Below are 16132 nucleotides of genomic sequence, written 5' to 3'. Positions count from 1 at the left end.
TCGGGCACCCGCTCCAACCGCCGCAGCGTCCGGCGGATGATCGCCACCTGCGCCGGCCCGACCCGGCCCTCGCGGTAGACGCGGGCGGTGCTCGGGTAGCGCGGCGGCAGCGGCTCGCCGGCCAGCGAGGTCCGCGCGGTGAGGTCCGCCGCCTCGCCGCACAGCCGTGTCGCCTCCGCCCGCGACACCCGACCGATCTCCATCACCAACCGCCCGGTGGACCGGTTCCCGGTCTCGGCCGCGACCCCGAGGCGCTCCAGCTCGGCGATGTCGCACAGCAGCCGGTGCTGCTGGGCGTGCAGCTCGACGAGGTGCTCACGGGTGCGCTCCAGCGCCTCCCGCGCCGCCGCACCCACACCATCACCGACTTCGAACACGTGTTCGAGTGTACCGGCCACCCCCGACACCGACGGCGGGTGGCGGACTCCGTCGCGAAGTCTTGGGGACCGCGGACACCGGAGCGGCTCGCGTCACGCGCGTCCCGGCGGCCGCGTCGCCGCGTCGTCGCCGCCGAGGAGGGGACGCAGCGGTCGCTCACCCAGCACGTTGGTGATGATCTCGGTGAAGGCGTCGGGGTCCGTGATCAGCCAGCTGTGGGTGCCCTCGACCGTGCGCACCTCGGCGTCGCCCAGGGCGAGGCGCAGGGCGGTGAGGGAAGCCTCGGGCAGGACCCGGTCCTGCCGGCCCCAGACGATCACCACGGGCAGGCCGCGGCGCCGCAGCTCGTCGAGCTCGACGCGCAGGTCGGCCGTGCGGGCGAGCTCGGCGACCCGCCAGACGGCCAGGGGATTGCGGAGGGCGTTCGTGGCGGCGTCGGAGAGGACGACCGGGACGACCCGGCCCAGGCCCCAGGCCGGGCCGAGGTCCTCCTGGAGGTGCAGGCCCCAGTCCCACCACGGCCGCTCGGACATCATGCGGGCGCCGGCCGGCCCCTCGGCCCACACGGCGCCCCCGATGCTGTTGACGAGCACGAGCCGGGACACCGCCGCCGGGAGGTCGTGCGCGAGGCGCACCGCCACCCCGCCCCCGAACGAGTGCCCGACGACCGTGACAGGGGTGTTCTCGCCGAGGGTCTCCAGGAAACGCCCCGCCCAGCGGGCGTAGCCCGCGAGCGAGAGGTCGGCCGGCGGCAGGTCGTCCGTCCCGCCGAAGCCCGGCAGGGCGGGGGCGACCACCCGCGCCCCGCGCTCGGCGATCCGCGCGAGGCCCTCGCGGTAGGAGGCCGGGCTCAGCGCCCAGCCGTGCAGGAAGAGGACCACCGGCCCCTCCCCCGCGCTCCACCACACCGCCCGCCGGCCGCCGACACGGCCCTCGTGCCGGTGCCCGACCGGTCCGCGCCCCTCGCTCACGGCAGCGGCGGGGCGGGCGGGACGGCCGGGGCGCCGGGCACGATCGTCAGGGGGCAGCGGGCGTGGCGCACGCACCACCAGCCCGTCGAGCCGAGCAGCGTGGTCGCCACCCCGCCGCGGCCGCGGTGGCCGAGCACCAGGAGCTCGGCATCGGCCGCGGCGTCGGTGAGCGCCGGACCGGGGTCGCCGGCCACCGCACGCACGACGACGCGTGGCACCGGCCGGTCGGGGTGCTCGGCGCGTTCGGCGGCGAGGACCTCGTCGACGACGGCCCGGGCGGCCGCGGTCGCGGCCCGCGCGGCCGACGCCCGGTCGGCCGTGACGGGGATCCGGTCGAGGACGGCGAGGCGCTCGGGGGACACGAACGAGGTGACGACCTCGAGCTCCGCGCCCCGACGGCGGGCCTCGGCGAGCCCGTGGCGCAGGGCGGTGCGGGCCCCGACCGAGTCGTCGAGCCCCACCACCACCCGGCGTGCCCCGTCCTCGATGTCGTCCGCCTCCGTCATGGTCACCACGTCCCTCCGCGGCCGATGTCCGCGACAGGGTGCGGCCGGAGGGGAGGACGGGTCAGGGCCCACGGACCCCGACGGCCGGCGCCGTCCGGCCCCCCGGCTCAGGGCAGGAGGACCGCCGCGCCGGTGATCCGGTCGGCCGCGAGATCCGCGAGCGCCGCGCCGGCCTCGTCGAGGGGGTAGGGCACGGTCGTGACCTCGAGCCGGTGCTCGGCGGCGACCCGCAGGAACTCGCGGGCGTCGGCGCGGGTGTTCGAGGTGACGCTGCGCAGGGTGCGCTCCTGGAACAGGTGGCGCTGGTAGTTCAGCACCGGCACGTCGGTGAGGTGGATGCCGGCGAGGGCGAGGGTGCCACCCCGGTCGAGGGCCTCGAGTGCCGGCGGCACGATCTCGCCGGCCGGGGCGAAGAGGATCGCGGCGTCGAGCGGCTCGGGGGGCGGGTCCGTGGCGCCCTGGGCCGACGCCGCGCCGAGCTCCTTCGCCAGCTCCTGAGCGGCGACACTGCGGGTCATGACGTGCACCGTCGCCCCACGCGCCAGCGCGACCTGGCTGGCCAGGTGGGCGCTGCCGCCGAAGCCGTAGACGCCCAGCCGGCCGCCCGCGGGCAGCTCCGCGCGGCGCAGCGCGTGGTAGCCGATGATGCCGGCGCACAGCAGCGGCGCGAGCTCGGCGTCGGTGTACCCGGCGGGCAGGCGGTGGGCGAAGTCCGCGGGCACCGTGGCGTACTCGGCGTAGCCGCCGTCGGCGTCCCACCCGGTGTAGAGCGACGACGGGCAGAGGTTCTCGGCGCCCCGCCAGCAGTACCGGCAGGTCCCGCAGGTGTGGCGCAGCCAGGCGATGCCGACCCGGTCGTCCTCGGCGAACCCCGTGACGTCCTCGCCGAGCCGGACCACCCGCCCGACGACCTCGTGCCCCGGCACCACGCCGGGCCGGTGCACCGGCAGGTCGCCCTCGGCGACGTGCAGGTCGGTGCGGCACACCCCGCACGCGAGCACCGCGACGAGCAGCTCGTCGGGGCCCGGCGCGGGCACGGGCTCGTCGACCGGCTCGAGCGGCCCGGTGACCGCCGGCCCCGGATGCGTCACACGGAACGCGCGCATGCGGCTGTCCTCCTCGGTTCGGTGCAGGGCAGGCTCCGGAGCGCCGCGGCCGCCCGGACAGGGTCGGCGGGCCCGGGGCGCCGTGCCCGATGGTCGCTGCCCCGGTGCCCGGACGACGCTGCCGCCCGCCGCACCCCCGCGCCACCCTCCGGGCACCGGCCGCCACGGCGGCGGTCCGGACCGCGAGGAGGACGCCATGATGTGGGGGTACGGCTGGGACGGCGGGTGGATGGGCCCGCTCATGGGCGTCAGTGCCGTCCTGTGGTGGGTGCTGGTGATCGTCGTCGTCCTCGGCGTGGTGCGGTGGCTCCGCTCGCCGCAGGCCCCCGGGGTGGGCCCCGCGCCCGCCGAGCGCGACGCCCGGGAGATCCTCGACCGGCGGTACGCGCGCGGCGAGATCGACGCCGAGGAGTACACCGAGCGCCGCCGCGTGCTCACCGGCAGCTGAGCCTGCGTCGCTCCTCCGCGGGCCCTGACCCCTCGTGCCGTTCGGGTCGCACCCCGGGCGACCAACGGCCCTGGGCGCCCGACGCCGTCCGGCGCTGCACTGGGTCGGGCACCGAGCCCGACAGCGAACCGACCTCGAGGAGGTCCCCGTGAAGGTCCGAGACATCATGAGCCACCCGGTGGTGAGCGTGCACCCCGAGACCGCGGTGGCCGACGCCGCGTCGCTGCTCGTCGAGCGCGGGTTCTCGTCGCTGCCGGTCGAGGACGCGGCCCGGGGCCTGGTGGGCATCGTGGGCGAGGCCGACCTCGTGCGGGGGCGGATCCCGGCGCAGGACGGGTCCCCGGCGCGGCACGCGCAACGGGTCGGCGACGTGATGACCCCCGCACCGGTCACCACCACGCCGGGTGCCGACGTCGCCGAGGTCGTCGGCACGATGCTCGACCGCCGGCTCCGCGCGGTCCCGGTCGTCGAGGGCGGTGCGCTGGTGGGCCTGCTCGCCCGGCGCGACGTGCTGCGCTGCGTCGCGCAGGGCGAGCTGACCTCCGCCGAGGTGTGGCGCCACCGCTTCGGTCTCGTCGACCACGACCGCGGCTGACCGTCGCGGTGGACCGGGCCGGTCCCGAGCCCCTCGGGCGCACCGTCGAGGCGGTCGTCGTCCGGTGGGAGCACGTCCAGCGCGGGGACGGCCCCGCGGCCCTGCGTGTCCGGCACCGTCTCGCGGCGCTCTCCGAGCACGCGGTCGACCTCCTCGTCGTCACCGGCCGGTCCGCCCGGCGCGTCGAGGCGACGCTGGCCCCCGCCCTCGGCCCGGGAACGCGGTGGGTCTGGCCGACCCGGTCGGGCCGGCCCTTCGTGAGCGGCCCGGACGGCCCCGAGCCCCTGGCCGGTGTGGCCCCCGGGCCGCCCGCGCGGGCCGTCGGGGCGTTCCTCGACGACCTGCACGGGCGCGGTGTCGGCCCGGGCCTGGTCCTGCTCGTCCCCGGCCGTCGTGACGCCGAGCTGCGCGCGGCGGGCGCGGCGGGCCGCTGCGCCACCGTCCCCGCCGCCGGCCCGCCGGAGGTACTGGCCCTGCTCGACGAGCAGCTGCGCCGCCGTGCCCACCGGCGCGTGCCCACCGTCGACGACGACCCGGCCTGGACCGTGACCGCCCCCGCCGGGCTCGCGCGGCGGGCCGTGGACGCGCTGTTCGGGCTCGCGACCGGCGGCGTCGGCACCCGCGGCGCGGCCGAGGAGCACCCGGGCGCCGCGCCCACGGTGCTGGCCGCCGGGGTGTACCGCGGCGATGGCGCCGACCAGGAGCTGCGTCCCCTGCCCGTGTGGACCGGCCTCGAGGTCGGGGGTCCGGCGGTGGCCGAGGAGGACCGCCGCCTCGACCTGCGCACCGGGGTGCTGCTGCGGGAGGAGCGCGGTGCCGCGGTGCCCCTGCGCACGCTGCGCCTCGCCCACGCCGAGCGGCCGGGCGTGGTGGCCCTGCGGGCCGAGGCCGCGCACGACCGGCGGCACCCCGGCGCCGCGCAGCGCGTCCCGCTCGGCGAGCGGGCCACGAGCAGCGGTCACGGTCGCCGGCGGTTCGCCCGCGCCGGGGACGACGCCCTCGACGCCGCCGTCGTCGCCGCGGTGCAGCGCCGCGGCCGCGACGGCGACGTCGGGACGGTCGAGCGGATCGCCCGCTACGCGACGGGCCGGCGACCACCGCCCCTCGCCGAGGTGGTGGCGGACGTCGACGCGGCCGAGCACCACGGGTTCGACCGCCTGTTGCGCGACCAGCGCGCCGCCTGGGCGCGGCGCTGGGAGGAGATCGACGTCCGGATCCCCGACGACCCGGCGCTCCAGCGGGCGCTGCGGTTCTGCCTGTTCCACCTCTGGGGCCTCGCCTCAGGGGCGCACGGCGGGTCCGGGGAGCTGGCGATCGGCGCCCGCGGCACCTCCGGGCGGGGCTACCGCGGCCACGTGTTCTGGGACGCCGACGTGTTCGTGGTGCCCGCCCTGGCCGCGATCGATCCCGACGCCTCCCGCGCCGCCGTGCGCCACCGCCTCGCCCGGCTGCCCGCCGCGCGGGAGCTCGCCCGGCGTCGCGGCCACGCGGGCGCACGCTTCCCCTGGGAGTCGGGGGCGCGCGGCGAGGACGTCACCCCCGCCACCGGCCTGCTGGGCGCGCGGCCGGTGGTGATCAGGACCGGCGAGCTGGAGGAGCACGTCACCGCCGACGTCGCCTGGTCGGCGGTGCACCACGCGGAGTGGTGCCGCGAGCCGCAGTTCCTGCTCGGGCCGGCGCGGCCCCTGCTGGTGGAGACCGCCCGGTACTGGGCGTCGCGGTGCCGCGTCGACGACGAGGGCCGCGCGCACCTCGACCACGTCATCGGGCCCGACGAGTACCACGAGGACGTCGACGACGACGCCTACACCAACATCCTCGCCCGGTGGAACCTGCGCGCGGCCGCCGACGTGGCCGACCGCGCCGGCGTCGTCCACGACGAGGCCACCCGCTGGCGGGACCTCGCCGGCCGCCTCGTCGACGGCCTCGACCCCGCCACGGGGTGCCACGCACAGTTCCGCGGCTACCCCGCCCGGCAGACGGTCGCGCTCACGGGCCGGCTGCGCCCGCCGGTCGCCGCCGACGTCGTGCTCGGTCACGCCGGTGTCGAGAGGACCCAGGTGATCAAGCAGCCCGACGTCCTCATGGCCCACCACCTCGTCCCGGCCGAGGCCGGGCCGTCCTCCCTGCTCCCGGACCTGGACCTCTACGGGCCGCGCACCGCGCACGGCTCGTCCCTCTCCCCGGGCATCGCGGCGGCCGTCGCGGCCCGCGCCGGCCGTACCGACGAGGCCCTCGAGCTGCTGCGGACGTGTGTGGCGCTCGACCTCGAGGACCTGACGGGCACCGTCGTCTCCGGCCTCCACGTCGCCGCGATGGGCGCCGCGTGGCAGGCGGTGCTCACCGGGTTCGCCGGCGTCCGCGTGGAGCACGGCGCCCTGCACCTCGCGCCCCGGCTCCCGGCCGCGTGGTCGACGGTCGAGGTGCGCTTCCGCGCCCTCGGTCGCCGGCTGCGGGTGCAGGTGGACGCCGACACGACCACGGTCACGACCGATCTCCCGGTCACGGTGCGTTACGACGGCGGGCCGCCGGCTCGGGTGACCGCGAGCGCGACGTTCCCCCGGACCCCGGACGCGTGCGGGAGGCCGGCGTGAGCGACGTCCTCCTGCCCGAGCGCCCCGGCGAGCAGCTGCTGGTCGTCGGGCGGGCCGCGGCCGCCGCGCTCGACGCGGGGCTGCGCGAGGCGCCGGCGGGGCCCGGCGCGGACGGGGTGGAGGATCTGCTCGCGGAGCTCGCCGGGCACGACACGGCCGTCGCGGTGCTGCCCACGGGCGCCGCCGGGTGGGAGGTCGCGTGCCGCGCGAGCGCCCCGGTCCTCCTCGTGCCGCCCGGGACGGGGAGGCTCCGGTTCGGGCGTGTGCTCGCCCCGCTCGACGGGACCGCACCTGCCGGCCTGGCGATCCCCCGGGTCGCGAGGTTCGGCCCGCGCGACCTGCTCGTCCTGCACGTCCTCGACCCGTCCGACCCGCCGCGCTTCTGGGACCAGGCGGCGCACGCGGGCGAGGCGTGGGCGGACGCCTTCCTCGCGCGCTGGTGCGACCACCCGACGGCACGCCTGCTCGTGCGTTCGGGCCGCGCGGCGGACCAGGTGGTGGCGGTGGCCCGGGAGGAGCGGCCCGACCTCGTCGTCCTCGGGTGGGCACAGCACTCCGAGAGCCCCCGGGCCCCGGTGGTGCGCCGGGTGGTGGCCGACGCCGACGTCCCCGTGCTGCTGGTGCCCGTCGGGGGTCAGGTGCCGGGCCCTTCGACCCTGCGCACCGACCCGCCGACGGCGCTGCCATGAGGGCCATGACCACCTACACCGCGCCCCTGGACCTCGGCGCCGTCCTCGCCGCGCCGCTCGAGTGCCCCGCCTGCGGGGCCGAGCCGCTGCGGCCCGTGAGCGACGGCGACCGCACGAACTTCCTCTGCCGCGCCTGCGGGCGTTGCTGGCACCAGGAGCTCGCGTGGACCTCCCAGGTGGACCCGCACGCGTGTGGGACGTGCGCCGAGCAGGAGGCCTGCCTGCGCGTCGTGCGAGCGGACGGGTAGGGCACCGTGCGGATCGGCATCATCGCGCCGCCCTGGGTCCCCGTGCCGCCCGTCCGCTACGGCGGGACCGAGGCCGTGGTCGACGACCTCGCCCGGGGCCTGCACGCCACCGGCGTCGACGTCCGCCTGTTCACGGTCGGGACGTCGACCTGCCCGGTGCCGAGGGCCCACCTGTTCGACGAGCCGGTCGCGCCGATGAACGCCTCGCTGCCCGAGGCCGCGCACGTCCTGGCCGCCCACGACGAGCTCGACGACGTCGACCTCGTCCACGACCACACGCTGCTCGGGCCACTGGTGGCCGGCCGGCGGGGGGCGACGCACGTCCCGGTGGTGACCACCCTGCACCACCTCCTGACCCCGCCCGCGCTGCGCGTGGCCGCCGAGGCCGCGCGCCACGCGTCGCTCGTGGCGATCTCGCGGTCCCAGGCCCGCTCGGCACGCGGGGTCCCGATCACCGCCGTGATCCCCCACGGCGTCGACCTGGACGCCTACCGCCCCGCGGACGGCGTCGGCGACCACGTGGTCTTCGTGGGCCGGATGGCGCCGGAGAAGGGCGCGCACCGCGCGGTGCGCGTGGCGCGCGCCGCCGGCCGCCGCCTCGTGCTGGCCACCAAGATCCGGACGAACGAGGAGCGGGCCTACTACGAGGAGGTCGTCCGCCCGCTCCTGCCGCCGGACGCCGAGCCCCCGCAGGAGATGGACCGGGCGCGGCGCGTCGAGGTGCTGGGCAGCGCGGCGGCGCTGATCAACCCGATCCGCTGGCGCGAGCCGTTCGGCCTGGTCATGGCCGAGGCGCTCGCCTGCGGGACGCCCGTGCTCGCCTTCCCCGAGGGCGCCGCCCCCGAGATCGTCGATCACGGCCGCACCGGCTTCCTCTGCGCGGACGAGGAGGAGATGGTGGCGGCGCTGGACCGGCTCGACACCCTCGACCGGCGGGCGTGCCGGGCGGCCGCCGAGCGGCGGTTCTCGTCGGAGCGGATGGTCGACGACCACGTCGCGCTCTATCGCGCGCTGCTCGAGGCCCCCCGCACCGGCACTGCGGGTGCCCGATCCGCCCGCGCGCTGCTGCGCGGGGCGTGACGCGGACCGGCCGTCATGGTCTCCTCGGCGCCCGACGCGCTCACGCTCGTCGAGGGCTCCACGTTCTGCCTCAGCACGGGGTCCGGGGACGTCGTCCCCGGGCACGCGAGCGGGCTGTTCGTCCGGGACGTCCGGGCGATCGCGCGCTGGGAGCTGACCGTCGACGACCTGCCCGGCGAGCCGCTGCGCGCCGACGTCACCGAGCCGTTCGCGGCCACCGTGCTGCTCCACGTGCCCGGCGACCCGGACGGCGAGCGGTCCGGCAGCCTGCTCGTGACCCGGCACCGCTACGTCGGCGAGGGCATGCGCGAGGACCTCGTCCTGCACAACAGCACCGCCCGTGACGCCACCTGCCGGGTCGCGCTGGCGGTCGGGTCCGACTTCGCGGATCTCTTCGCGGTCAAGGAGGGCCGGGCGCACGGCGTCCCCACCGTGGTCACCCCCGCGCCCGGCCGGCTCGAGCTCGCCGCCCCCGATCACGGCCACGGCGTCACCGTCAGCGCCGACGGCGAGCCGCGGACCGGTCCCGGCACGCTGACCTGGACGGCCCGCGTGCCGGCCCGCGGGCAGTGGCGGGTCACGGTCACGGTCGAGGCGGTGGTCGCGGGCCGTCCGATGACGCTGCACCACCCGCGCGGCACCGACGTCGCCCGGTCCCACCCGGCGCGCCGCCTGCGGGACTGGCGCCACCGCTCCCCCGGCCTGGAGACGGCGGACGCCGACCTCTCGGCCGTGCTCCGGCAGAGCGTCGCCGACCTCGGGGCGCTGCGCATCTTCGACCCCGAGCACCCCGAGCGGGCGGTGGTGGCCGCGGGCGCCCCGTGGTTCATGGCGCTGTTCGGGCGCGACGCCCTCCTGACCTCGCTGATGTTGCTGCCGCTCGACCGCGGCCTCGCCCTGGGCACGCTGCAGACCCTGGCCGCCCACCAGGGCACGGTGGTCGACCCGCAGACCGAGGAGGAGCCGGGCCGGATCGTGCACGAGATGCGCTTCGGCCCGCCGAGCCCGCTCGCGCCCGGGGTGCGGGACCGCTACTACGGCACGGCCGACGCCACGGCGCTGTTCGTGGTCGTGCTCGACGAGCTCCTCCGCTGGGGCGCACCGATCGGGGAGGTGGCGGCCCTGCTGCCCCACGCCGACCGCGCCCTGGCCTGGATCGAGCAGTACGGCGACGCCGACGGCGACGGGTTCGTCGAGTACCGCCGGGCCACCCCGCGCGGCCTGCTCCACCAGGGCTGGAAGGACTCCCGCGACGGGATCAACCACGCCGACGGCCGGCTGGCGACGCCCCCGATCGCCCTCGTCGAGGTCCAGGCCTACGGCTACGCCGCCTACGGGGCGCGGGCCCACCTGGCGGACGTCCTCGGCGACCCCGCGACGGCCACGCGCTGCCGGGCGCGGGCCGCGGACCTGCGTCGGCGCTTCCACGAGGCGTTCTGGCTGCCCGACCGCGGCACCCTGGCGGTCGCGCTCGACGCCGGCAAGCGCCCGGTCGACGCCGTCACCTCGAACGCGGGACACGCGCTGTGGGCGGGGATCCTCGACGAGGAGCAGGCGGCCGCCGTCGCGGCCCGGCTGGTCTCCCCCGAGCTCTTCTCCGGCTGGGGGGTCCGCACGCTGGGCACCTCGATGGGCGCCTACGACCCGATGAGCTACCACAACGGCTCGGTCTGGCCCCACGACACGGCCCTGTGCGTCGCGGGCCTGGCCCGCTACGGCTTCCTCGACGAGGCCCGCCGCCTCGCGACGGCGCTGCTGGGCGCGTCCGGCGCGTTCGGCCACCGGCTCCCCGAGCTGTTCGGCGGCTTCGACCGCGCCGCGACGGGACTGCCCGTCCCCTACCCCACCTCCTGCGCACCCCAGGCGTGGGCGGCCGCGGCCCCGGTCCTCGTGCTCCGTGCCCTGCTGCGCCTCGACCCCGACGTGCCCCACGGGATCGTGCGCTGCGGACCGGCGCTGCCCGGGGAGCTCGTGCCGCTGCGACTGCGCGGCCTGCGGATCGGACCGGCCGACGTCGACGTGGCGGTCAACGGCTCGGGCTGGTCGATCGCGGGCCTGGAGGGCACGGGGCTGCGGGTCGAGCCCCTCGACGGCGCGGCCGCGACGGCCCACCGCTGATCGCCGGGACCTCCGGCTCGCCCGGGACGGGACCGGCGACCCCTGTCCGGCACCGGGCGCTGCACGACCGTCGGGGGCGACGGTCGAGCGCCGAGGAGGAGACACCATGGGCAACCCGGTCGTGCACTTCGAGATCGGGGGCGCCGACGGCGCGCGCTCCCGCCGCTTCTACGGCGAGCTCTTCGACTGGTCGGTCGAGACCGAGTCCCACGGGTACGGGGTGGTGTCCACCGGGTCGGGCGCCGGCATCGGCGGCGGCATCATGCAGGCCCCACGGGGCGTGCGGCCGTGGGTGACCGTCTACGTGCAGGTCGAGGACCTGGAGAAGTGCCTGGAGACGGCCGAGGAGCTCGGCGGCAGCCGGATCATGGACCCGTCGCCGATCGGGGAGATGGGCGACGTCGCGATGATCGCCGACCCGGACGGCAACCCCGTCGGGCTGCTGCGGCTCGCCGCGGGCTACGACTCGTGAGCACCTCTGCCCCGTGGGACGTGCTGTGCGTCGGCGACGTCGTCACCGACACGGCGATCGAGCTGATCCGCGACGCCAGCACCATCACCTACACCGACACCGACGGCCCGTGGCTCGCGATGCGGTCGGGCGCCAAGCTGCCTTTCGCCGGCTTCCAGGACTTCGACGCCGCCGGGAACGCGGCCAACGCCGCGGTGGCGTGCCGCCGGCTCGGCCTGCGCACCGCGCTCGCCAGCGACGTCGGCAAGGACGCCACCGGTGAGCGCATCGCGGCACGGCTGCAGGAGCACGGCGTCGACACCGCCCTGCTGCACGTCCACCCCGAGCAGCAGAGCAACCACCACTTCGTGCTCCGCCACGGGGCCGAGCGCACGATCCTGGTCAAGCACCACGAGTTCGCCTACGCCTGGTCGGCCCCGGAGCCGCCGCCGCGGTGGGTCTGCTTCAGCTCGCTGTCCGAGCACGCCGGTGCCTACCAGGACGAGATCGCCGGCTGGCTGGGCGAGCACACCGACGTCCGGCTGGCGTTCCAGCCCGGCACCCTCCAGGTCCGGGCGGGCGTGGACCCGCTGCGGTCGGTCTACGCCCGCGCCGAGGTCGTGGTCATGAACCGCGAGGAGGCCGTCACCGTCACCGGCGGCGACCACGCCGACGTCCCCGGACTGCTGGCGCGCCTGCACGACCTGGGCCCGGCCCTGGTGGTGGTGACCGACGGTCCCGACGGCGCCTACGCGTCGGACGGCGACGAGCAGCTGTGGATGCCGCTCTACCCGGACCCGGCGCCCCCGGTGGAGCGCACAGGGGCCGGCGACGCCTTCGCGTCGACGTTCGTGGCCGCCCTCGCCCGCGGCGAGACGGTGCGCACCGCGCTGCGGTGGGCGCCAGTGAACAGCATGAGCGTCGTCCAGCGCGTCGGCGGACAGGCCGGTCTGCTGCCGCTGGCCGAGCTCGAGCGACTCCTCGCGGACGCGCCCGCCGGCTACGCGCCCGTCCCGCTGCCGGACCGGGCGCCGTGAGCGCGGGACGGGCGGGGCGGGCGGGCCGGACCGGGGACGGGACCGTGCGGCTCGGCCGTGTCCGGGGCATCAGGGTCGCCGCCCACTGGAGCGTGGTCGGGATCGTCGCGGTCATCGCGTGGGTGACGGCCCGCCTCGAGCTGCCGGTGCTCGCGCCCGGCCACGGCGCGCTCGCGGAGGCGGTGGCCGGCGTGGCGGTGGCCCTGCTGCTCGTGGCCTCGCTCCTCGCGCACGAGATCGCGCACGCCCTCGTCGCGCGCGCGGCGGGCATCGAGGTCGAGGGCATCACGCTGTGGCTGCTCGGCGGGACGACGCGCATGGACGGCGAACCCGACCGCCCGGCCACCGCGCTGCGGGTCGCCGCGGTCGGCCCGCTCGTCAGCGCCGCGCTGGCCGGGCTGTTCGCCCTCGCGGCGGTGCTCGCCCGGACGTCGGCGTCCGGCCTGGTGGTCGCGGTCCTGGCGGAACTGGCGTTGCTGAACCTCGTGCTGGCGGCGTTCAACCTGCTGCCCGCGGCCCCGCTCGACGGCGGGCGCATCCTGGGCGCGGCGCTCTGGGCGCTGCGCGGCGACCGGTGGGGCGCCGCGATCGCGTCGGCCCGCACCGGGCGCGTGCTGGGGGCCCTCCTCGTGGGCGTCGGCGTCTACCTGGCGCTCCTGGTCGACCTCGGTGGCGCCTGGCTCGCCCTCGTCGGCTGGTTCGTCGGCGCGTCCGCCGGGCAGGAGGAGCGGCGGGCGCGGCAGGGGCGCGCCCTCGACGGCCTCACGGTGGCCGCGGCCGCCGGCCCGGCCCCGGCGGTGCTCCTCGAGGACGCGACGCCCGCCGAGCCCGCCGCCGCCGCGACCTCGCCGAGGTCGGCGGCGGGCGTCCCGCTCCTGACCGCACCGGACGGCAGCGCCGCCGGCTACCTGCCCGCGGAGCGCCTGCGCCGCCTCCCGACCCGGGCGGGTGGCGACGGCCGCGTGCCGGCGTCGTCGCTCACGACGGTGCGGCCGGACGACCCGCTCACCGGGCTCCTCGGCCGCCTCGCGGACACCGGAGCGCGCCTCGTGGTCGTCGACGGCGCCGGGGCGCCGGTCGGGATCGTCGGGCGCGCGGGGGTCGAGGAGCTCCTGCTCCCCGGCCGGCCCACCGACGCCGGACCGGCCGACCGTGCCGGGGCCGGCGTCCCGACGGACCCCGGCGCGCCCCCACCCGCCGACTGGTGGTGGCACGGCGGCCCGACGCCCCCCGACGCGAGGGCGGACCGGGACCCGTCGGCCTCGGCCTGAGGACCCCGTCGGACCGGGCCGCCCGGCCCTCGCCGGGTCGGCACACCCGGCGGAAGGTCGGGGCGACGGCACGGGAGGCCGGCACCGACGAAGGGCGGAGACCATGCACACCGAGGAGTGGACCGCGAGCATCCACATCGACGAGCAGGACGAGCGGACGCACGCGGTGGCGCGCCTGCACACCCGCGACGCGACGGCCCTGGAGGGACACGGCACGGCCCGCCGCCACCCCGCCGACCGGGACGTCCCCGAGATCGGCGCCGAGCTCGCGGTGGCCCGCGCGCTCGCCGACCTCCAGCACCGGCTGCTGGACGCGGCGATCGGGGACATCGAGCAGGCGACCGGGCAGGCCGCCCACCTGGCCGGCTGACCGGTCGCGCCGCGGCGGGGCGAACGTCCCGGCCCGCCCGGTGCGCTCGCCCCTGGCCGCCGCGCCCGACCGGTGGCACCGTCGGGCGCCGGAGGACCACCGGAGGAGGGATGCTGGTGACGAGGCCGGACGACGAGGACGACGCCCGTCCCGTACCCGGCACGGCGGCCGCGCCGGCGCCGTCGCCGACCGCGGGCCCCGTCGTGCACGACACGCGCCGGTGGTCGCGGGACGGGGGTCCGCCGCCGGTCGCGCCGGGACCGCCGGCCCCGCCGGGGGCACCCGCCGCGGCTGACGGCACCGCGGGAACCGGCGACCGGGACGTCCTCGACGCCGGGCCCCTGCTCCGGATCGGCACCATGATCCGCAAGGTCCTCGAGGAGGTGCGGGAGACCCCGCTCGACGACCGCGCCCGGGAGCGGGTCCGCGACCTGCGGGCCCGCGCGATGGACGAGCTGTCCACCCACCTCGGCCCGGAGCTGCGCGAGGAGCTGCAGGCGCTGGAGGTGCCGCTGCCGGCGGACGGGGTGCCGAGCGACGTGGAGCTGCGCATCGCCCAGGCCCAGCTCGTGGGCTGGCTGGAAGGCCTGTTCCAGGGCGCCCAGATGGCCTTCGCCGCCGAGCAGATGGCCCAGCGCTCGCAGCTCGAGCGGCTGCGGCAGGAGGCGACGCAACAGCGCGAGCGGGCGGGAGCGTCCGGCCAGTACCTCTGAGCTGCCTCACACGGGCTCCGTCGGACGGCTCCGTCAGACCGCTCCGGCCGCGGCGAGGAACGCGCCCGCGTCGGCGACGGTGCGCAGCTGCGGGTAGTCGTCCTCGTCGACGCGGACCCCGGAGACGGCGACGAGGTGCTCGACGAAGCGGAGGAAGTCGAGCGAGTCAAGTTCCAGCACGTCCCGGACGTCGTCGGTGTCGGCGAGCGCGTCGAGGTCGGGCCCGGGGGCGACCCGGGCGAGCGCGTCGCGGACGAGGTCGCGCGCGGCGGCGTCGGCGGTGGGGCTCATGACCACTCCTCGAGGTCGTGCAGGACGTCGTCGACGGCGTGCAGGAAGCGGCCGCCGACGACGCCGTCGGTGGCCCGGTGGTCGCCGGTGAGCGTGGTGGTGACGGTGGGTCGCACGCCCAGGAGGTCGCCGTCGGCCCACGGGCGGGCCACCACGGCGCCGAGCCCGACGAGCGCGACCTGGGGCGGGAAGATCCGGCCGTGGACGGCGTGCCCGCCGGTGTCCCCGAGGTCGCTGACCGTGAGCCCGGCGTCGGCGGTGTCGGAGGAGCGCAGACGACCCGCCCGCGCCCGCTCGACCACCTCGCGCAGCGCGGTCATGAGGTCCGGCAGCGCGAGCTCGTCCGCGGCGGGGATCGTGGGCACGAGCAGGCCGCCGCCGCGCAGGGAGACGACGACCCCGACGTCGACCGAGGTCGCCGGCACCGGGGCGCCGTCGACCCAGTGCCCGTTGAGCTCGGGCACACGCCGCGCGGCGCGGGCGACGGCGTGCAGGAACAGCGCCGCGGGAACGATCCGCGCGGACACCGCGGCCCGGCGGTTGAGCTCGCGCAGGCGGTCGAGGGCGGCGCCGACCTCGAGGACGGCGTCGACGTGGTACTGCGGGATCGTCAGCGAGCGGGTCATCCGCGCGGCGATCGCGGCACGCATACCGTCGGCGCCCGCCCGGGTCGCCGCACGCGGGGCACTCGGCGCGGGCGGGGCGGCCGGCACGTCCCGACCCCGCACGACGCCGTCGGCCGTCCCCGGGTGCAGGTCCTCGACGGGCGTGCCCCGCTCGGCGGCGAGCCGCCGGGCGTAGGGAGTGACCCGGAGGCGTCCGCCGGCCGGGGACGCGGCGGGGGCCGGACGGGTGGCGGCGCGGACGTCCGCGTGCGTCACGGTGCCGTGCGGGCCGGTGCCCGCGAGGTCGCCGGTGTCCACGCCGAGCCGTTCGGCGAAGCGGCGCACCGGCGGCGTGGCCCGCGGCAGCGGGGGCCCGTCGGGGGCGGGGACCTCGGCCGGCACGGACGGCGCGGACGGCGCGGACGGCGCGGGCGCGCCGTCGGTGCCGATGACCGCCAGCGGCGTGCCGACGGCGACCTTCGCCCCGACCGGCACGAGCAGCGCCTCGACCACGCCGTCCTCGAAGCACTCGACGTCGATGACCGACTTCTCGGTCTCCACCGCGGCGATCAGGTCGCCGCGGTGGACCTCGTCGCCGGGCGCCACCGACCACTCGACCACGGTCCCCTCGTCCATGTCGGCCCCGAGCGAGGGCATGAGG

18 protein-coding genes are annotated in these 16132 nt (G+C 78.0%); 12 read left to right on the top strand and 6 right to left on the bottom strand.

What is annotated here, in order from left to right; translation table 11 throughout:
- The 4 genes from ABD994_RS13980 to ABD994_RS13965 all read right to left on the bottom strand — a co-directional run.
- A partial coding sequence (locus tag ABD994_RS13980; protein ID WP_345415417.1) for a DUF222 domain-containing protein occupies positions 1–377 on the bottom strand: 377 nt, incomplete at its 3' end.
- Between the two features lie 93 nt (positions 378–470).
- Positions 471–1349 (bottom strand): alpha/beta fold hydrolase, encoded by an 879-nt coding sequence (locus ABD994_RS13975; protein ID WP_345415412.1) that lies wholly within the window; start codon positions 1347–1349, stop codon positions 471–473.
- Positions 1346–1855 (bottom strand): universal stress protein, encoded by a 510-nt coding sequence (locus ABD994_RS13970; protein WP_345415409.1) that lies wholly within the window; start codon positions 1853–1855, stop codon positions 1346–1348. The genes ABD994_RS13975 and ABD994_RS13970 overlap by 4 nt, the downstream gene beginning before the upstream one ends.
- A 107-nt stretch (positions 1856–1962) precedes the next feature.
- Complete coding sequence (locus ABD994_RS13965) at positions 1963–2961, bottom strand: zinc-binding alcohol dehydrogenase family protein (RefSeq protein ID WP_345415404.1); 999 nt, start codon at positions 2959–2961, stop codon at positions 1963–1965.
- A gap of 196 nt (positions 2962–3157) precedes the next feature.
- On the opposite strand from ABD994_RS13965, the gene ABD994_RS13960 reads away from it, so the two are divergent.
- The 12 genes from ABD994_RS13960 (at position 3158) to ABD994_RS13905 (ending at position 14575) form a co-directional block, all read left to right on the top strand.
- Positions 3158–3409, top strand: coding sequence for an SHOCT domain-containing protein (locus ABD994_RS13960; RefSeq protein WP_345415399.1), 252 nt, complete (start codon positions 3158–3160; stop codon positions 3407–3409).
- Positions 3410–3557: 148 nt separating this feature from the next.
- Positions 3558–4004 (top strand): CBS domain-containing protein, encoded by a 447-nt coding sequence (locus ABD994_RS13955; RefSeq protein ID WP_345415394.1) that lies wholly within the window; start codon positions 3558–3560, stop codon positions 4002–4004.
- Positions 4005–4012: 8 nt separating this feature from the next.
- On the top strand, positions 4013–6598 hold the full coding sequence (locus ABD994_RS13950; protein ID WP_345415391.1) for a glycosyl hydrolase family 65 domain-containing protein: 2586 nt from the start codon (positions 4013–4015) through the stop codon (positions 6596–6598).
- Positions 6595–7287, top strand: coding sequence for a universal stress protein (locus tag ABD994_RS13945; protein WP_345415388.1), 693 nt, complete (start codon positions 6595–6597; stop codon positions 7285–7287). The genes ABD994_RS13950 and ABD994_RS13945 overlap by 4 nt, the downstream gene beginning before the upstream one ends.
- Before the next feature lie 5 nt (positions 7288–7292).
- Positions 7293–7535 (top strand): hypothetical protein, encoded by a 243-nt coding sequence (locus ABD994_RS13940; protein WP_345415385.1) that lies wholly within the window; start codon positions 7293–7295, stop codon positions 7533–7535.
- Between the two features lie 6 nt (positions 7536–7541).
- Complete coding sequence (locus tag ABD994_RS13935; protein ID WP_345415381.1) at positions 7542–8615, top strand: glycosyltransferase family 4 protein; 1074 nt, start codon at positions 7542–7544, stop codon at positions 8613–8615.
- 15 nt (positions 8616–8630) lie between these two features.
- Positions 8631–10733, top strand: coding sequence for an amylo-alpha-1,6-glucosidase (locus ABD994_RS13930; protein WP_345415378.1), 2103 nt, complete (start codon positions 8631–8633; stop codon positions 10731–10733).
- Between the two features lie 106 nt (positions 10734–10839).
- Positions 10840–11205, top strand: coding sequence for a VOC family protein (locus ABD994_RS13925; RefSeq protein ID WP_345415375.1), 366 nt, complete (start codon positions 10840–10842; stop codon positions 11203–11205).
- Positions 11202–12221: a carbohydrate kinase family protein gene (locus ABD994_RS13920; RefSeq protein WP_345415372.1), complete on the top strand. Its 1020-nt coding sequence runs from the start codon at positions 11202–11204 to the stop codon at positions 12219–12221. Before ABD994_RS13925 ends, ABD994_RS13920 begins: the two co-directional genes overlap by 4 nt.
- 44 nt (positions 12222–12265) lie before the next feature.
- Positions 12266–13492 carry a site-2 protease family protein gene (locus tag ABD994_RS13915; RefSeq protein ID WP_345415369.1) on the top strand — a complete coding sequence of 409 codons (1227 nt, stop codon included), beginning with the start codon at positions 12266–12268 and terminating at the stop codon, positions 13490–13492.
- A 103-nt stretch (positions 13493–13595) separates the two neighbouring features.
- Positions 13596–13862 (top strand): DUF1876 domain-containing protein, encoded by a 267-nt coding sequence (locus ABD994_RS13910; RefSeq protein WP_345415366.1) that lies wholly within the window; start codon positions 13596–13598, stop codon positions 13860–13862.
- 116 nt (positions 13863–13978) lie between these two features.
- Positions 13979–14575 carry a proteasome activator gene (locus ABD994_RS13905; protein WP_345415363.1) on the top strand — a complete coding sequence of 199 codons (597 nt, stop codon included), beginning with the start codon at positions 13979–13981 and terminating at the stop codon, positions 14573–14575.
- Positions 14576–14608: 33 nt separating this feature from the next.
- Here the strand turns inward: ABD994_RS13905 and ABD994_RS13900 are convergent, their stop codons facing one another.
- The gene (locus ABD994_RS13900; protein WP_345415360.1) at positions 14609–14866 is read right to left on the bottom strand and encodes a phosphopantetheine-binding protein; all 258 of its coding nucleotides are present in this window, start codon (positions 14864–14866) and stop codon (positions 14609–14611) included.
- The gene (locus ABD994_RS13895) at positions 14863–16128 is read right to left on the bottom strand and encodes a dihydrolipoamide acetyltransferase family protein (RefSeq protein ID WP_345415357.1); all 1266 of its coding nucleotides are present in this window, start codon (positions 16126–16128) and stop codon (positions 14863–14865) included. The genes ABD994_RS13900 and ABD994_RS13895 overlap by 4 nt, the downstream gene beginning before the upstream one ends.
- Between the last annotated feature and the right edge of the window lie 4 nt (positions 16129–16132).

Source organism: Actinomycetospora chlora (genome assembly GCF_039542135.1).
Classification (GTDB): Bacteria; Actinomycetota; Actinomycetes; order Mycobacteriales; family Pseudonocardiaceae; genus Actinomycetospora; species Actinomycetospora chlora.
The sequence above is the reverse complement of the archived record's forward strand: the minus strand, read 5'-3'. Positions and strand labels throughout refer to the sequence as shown.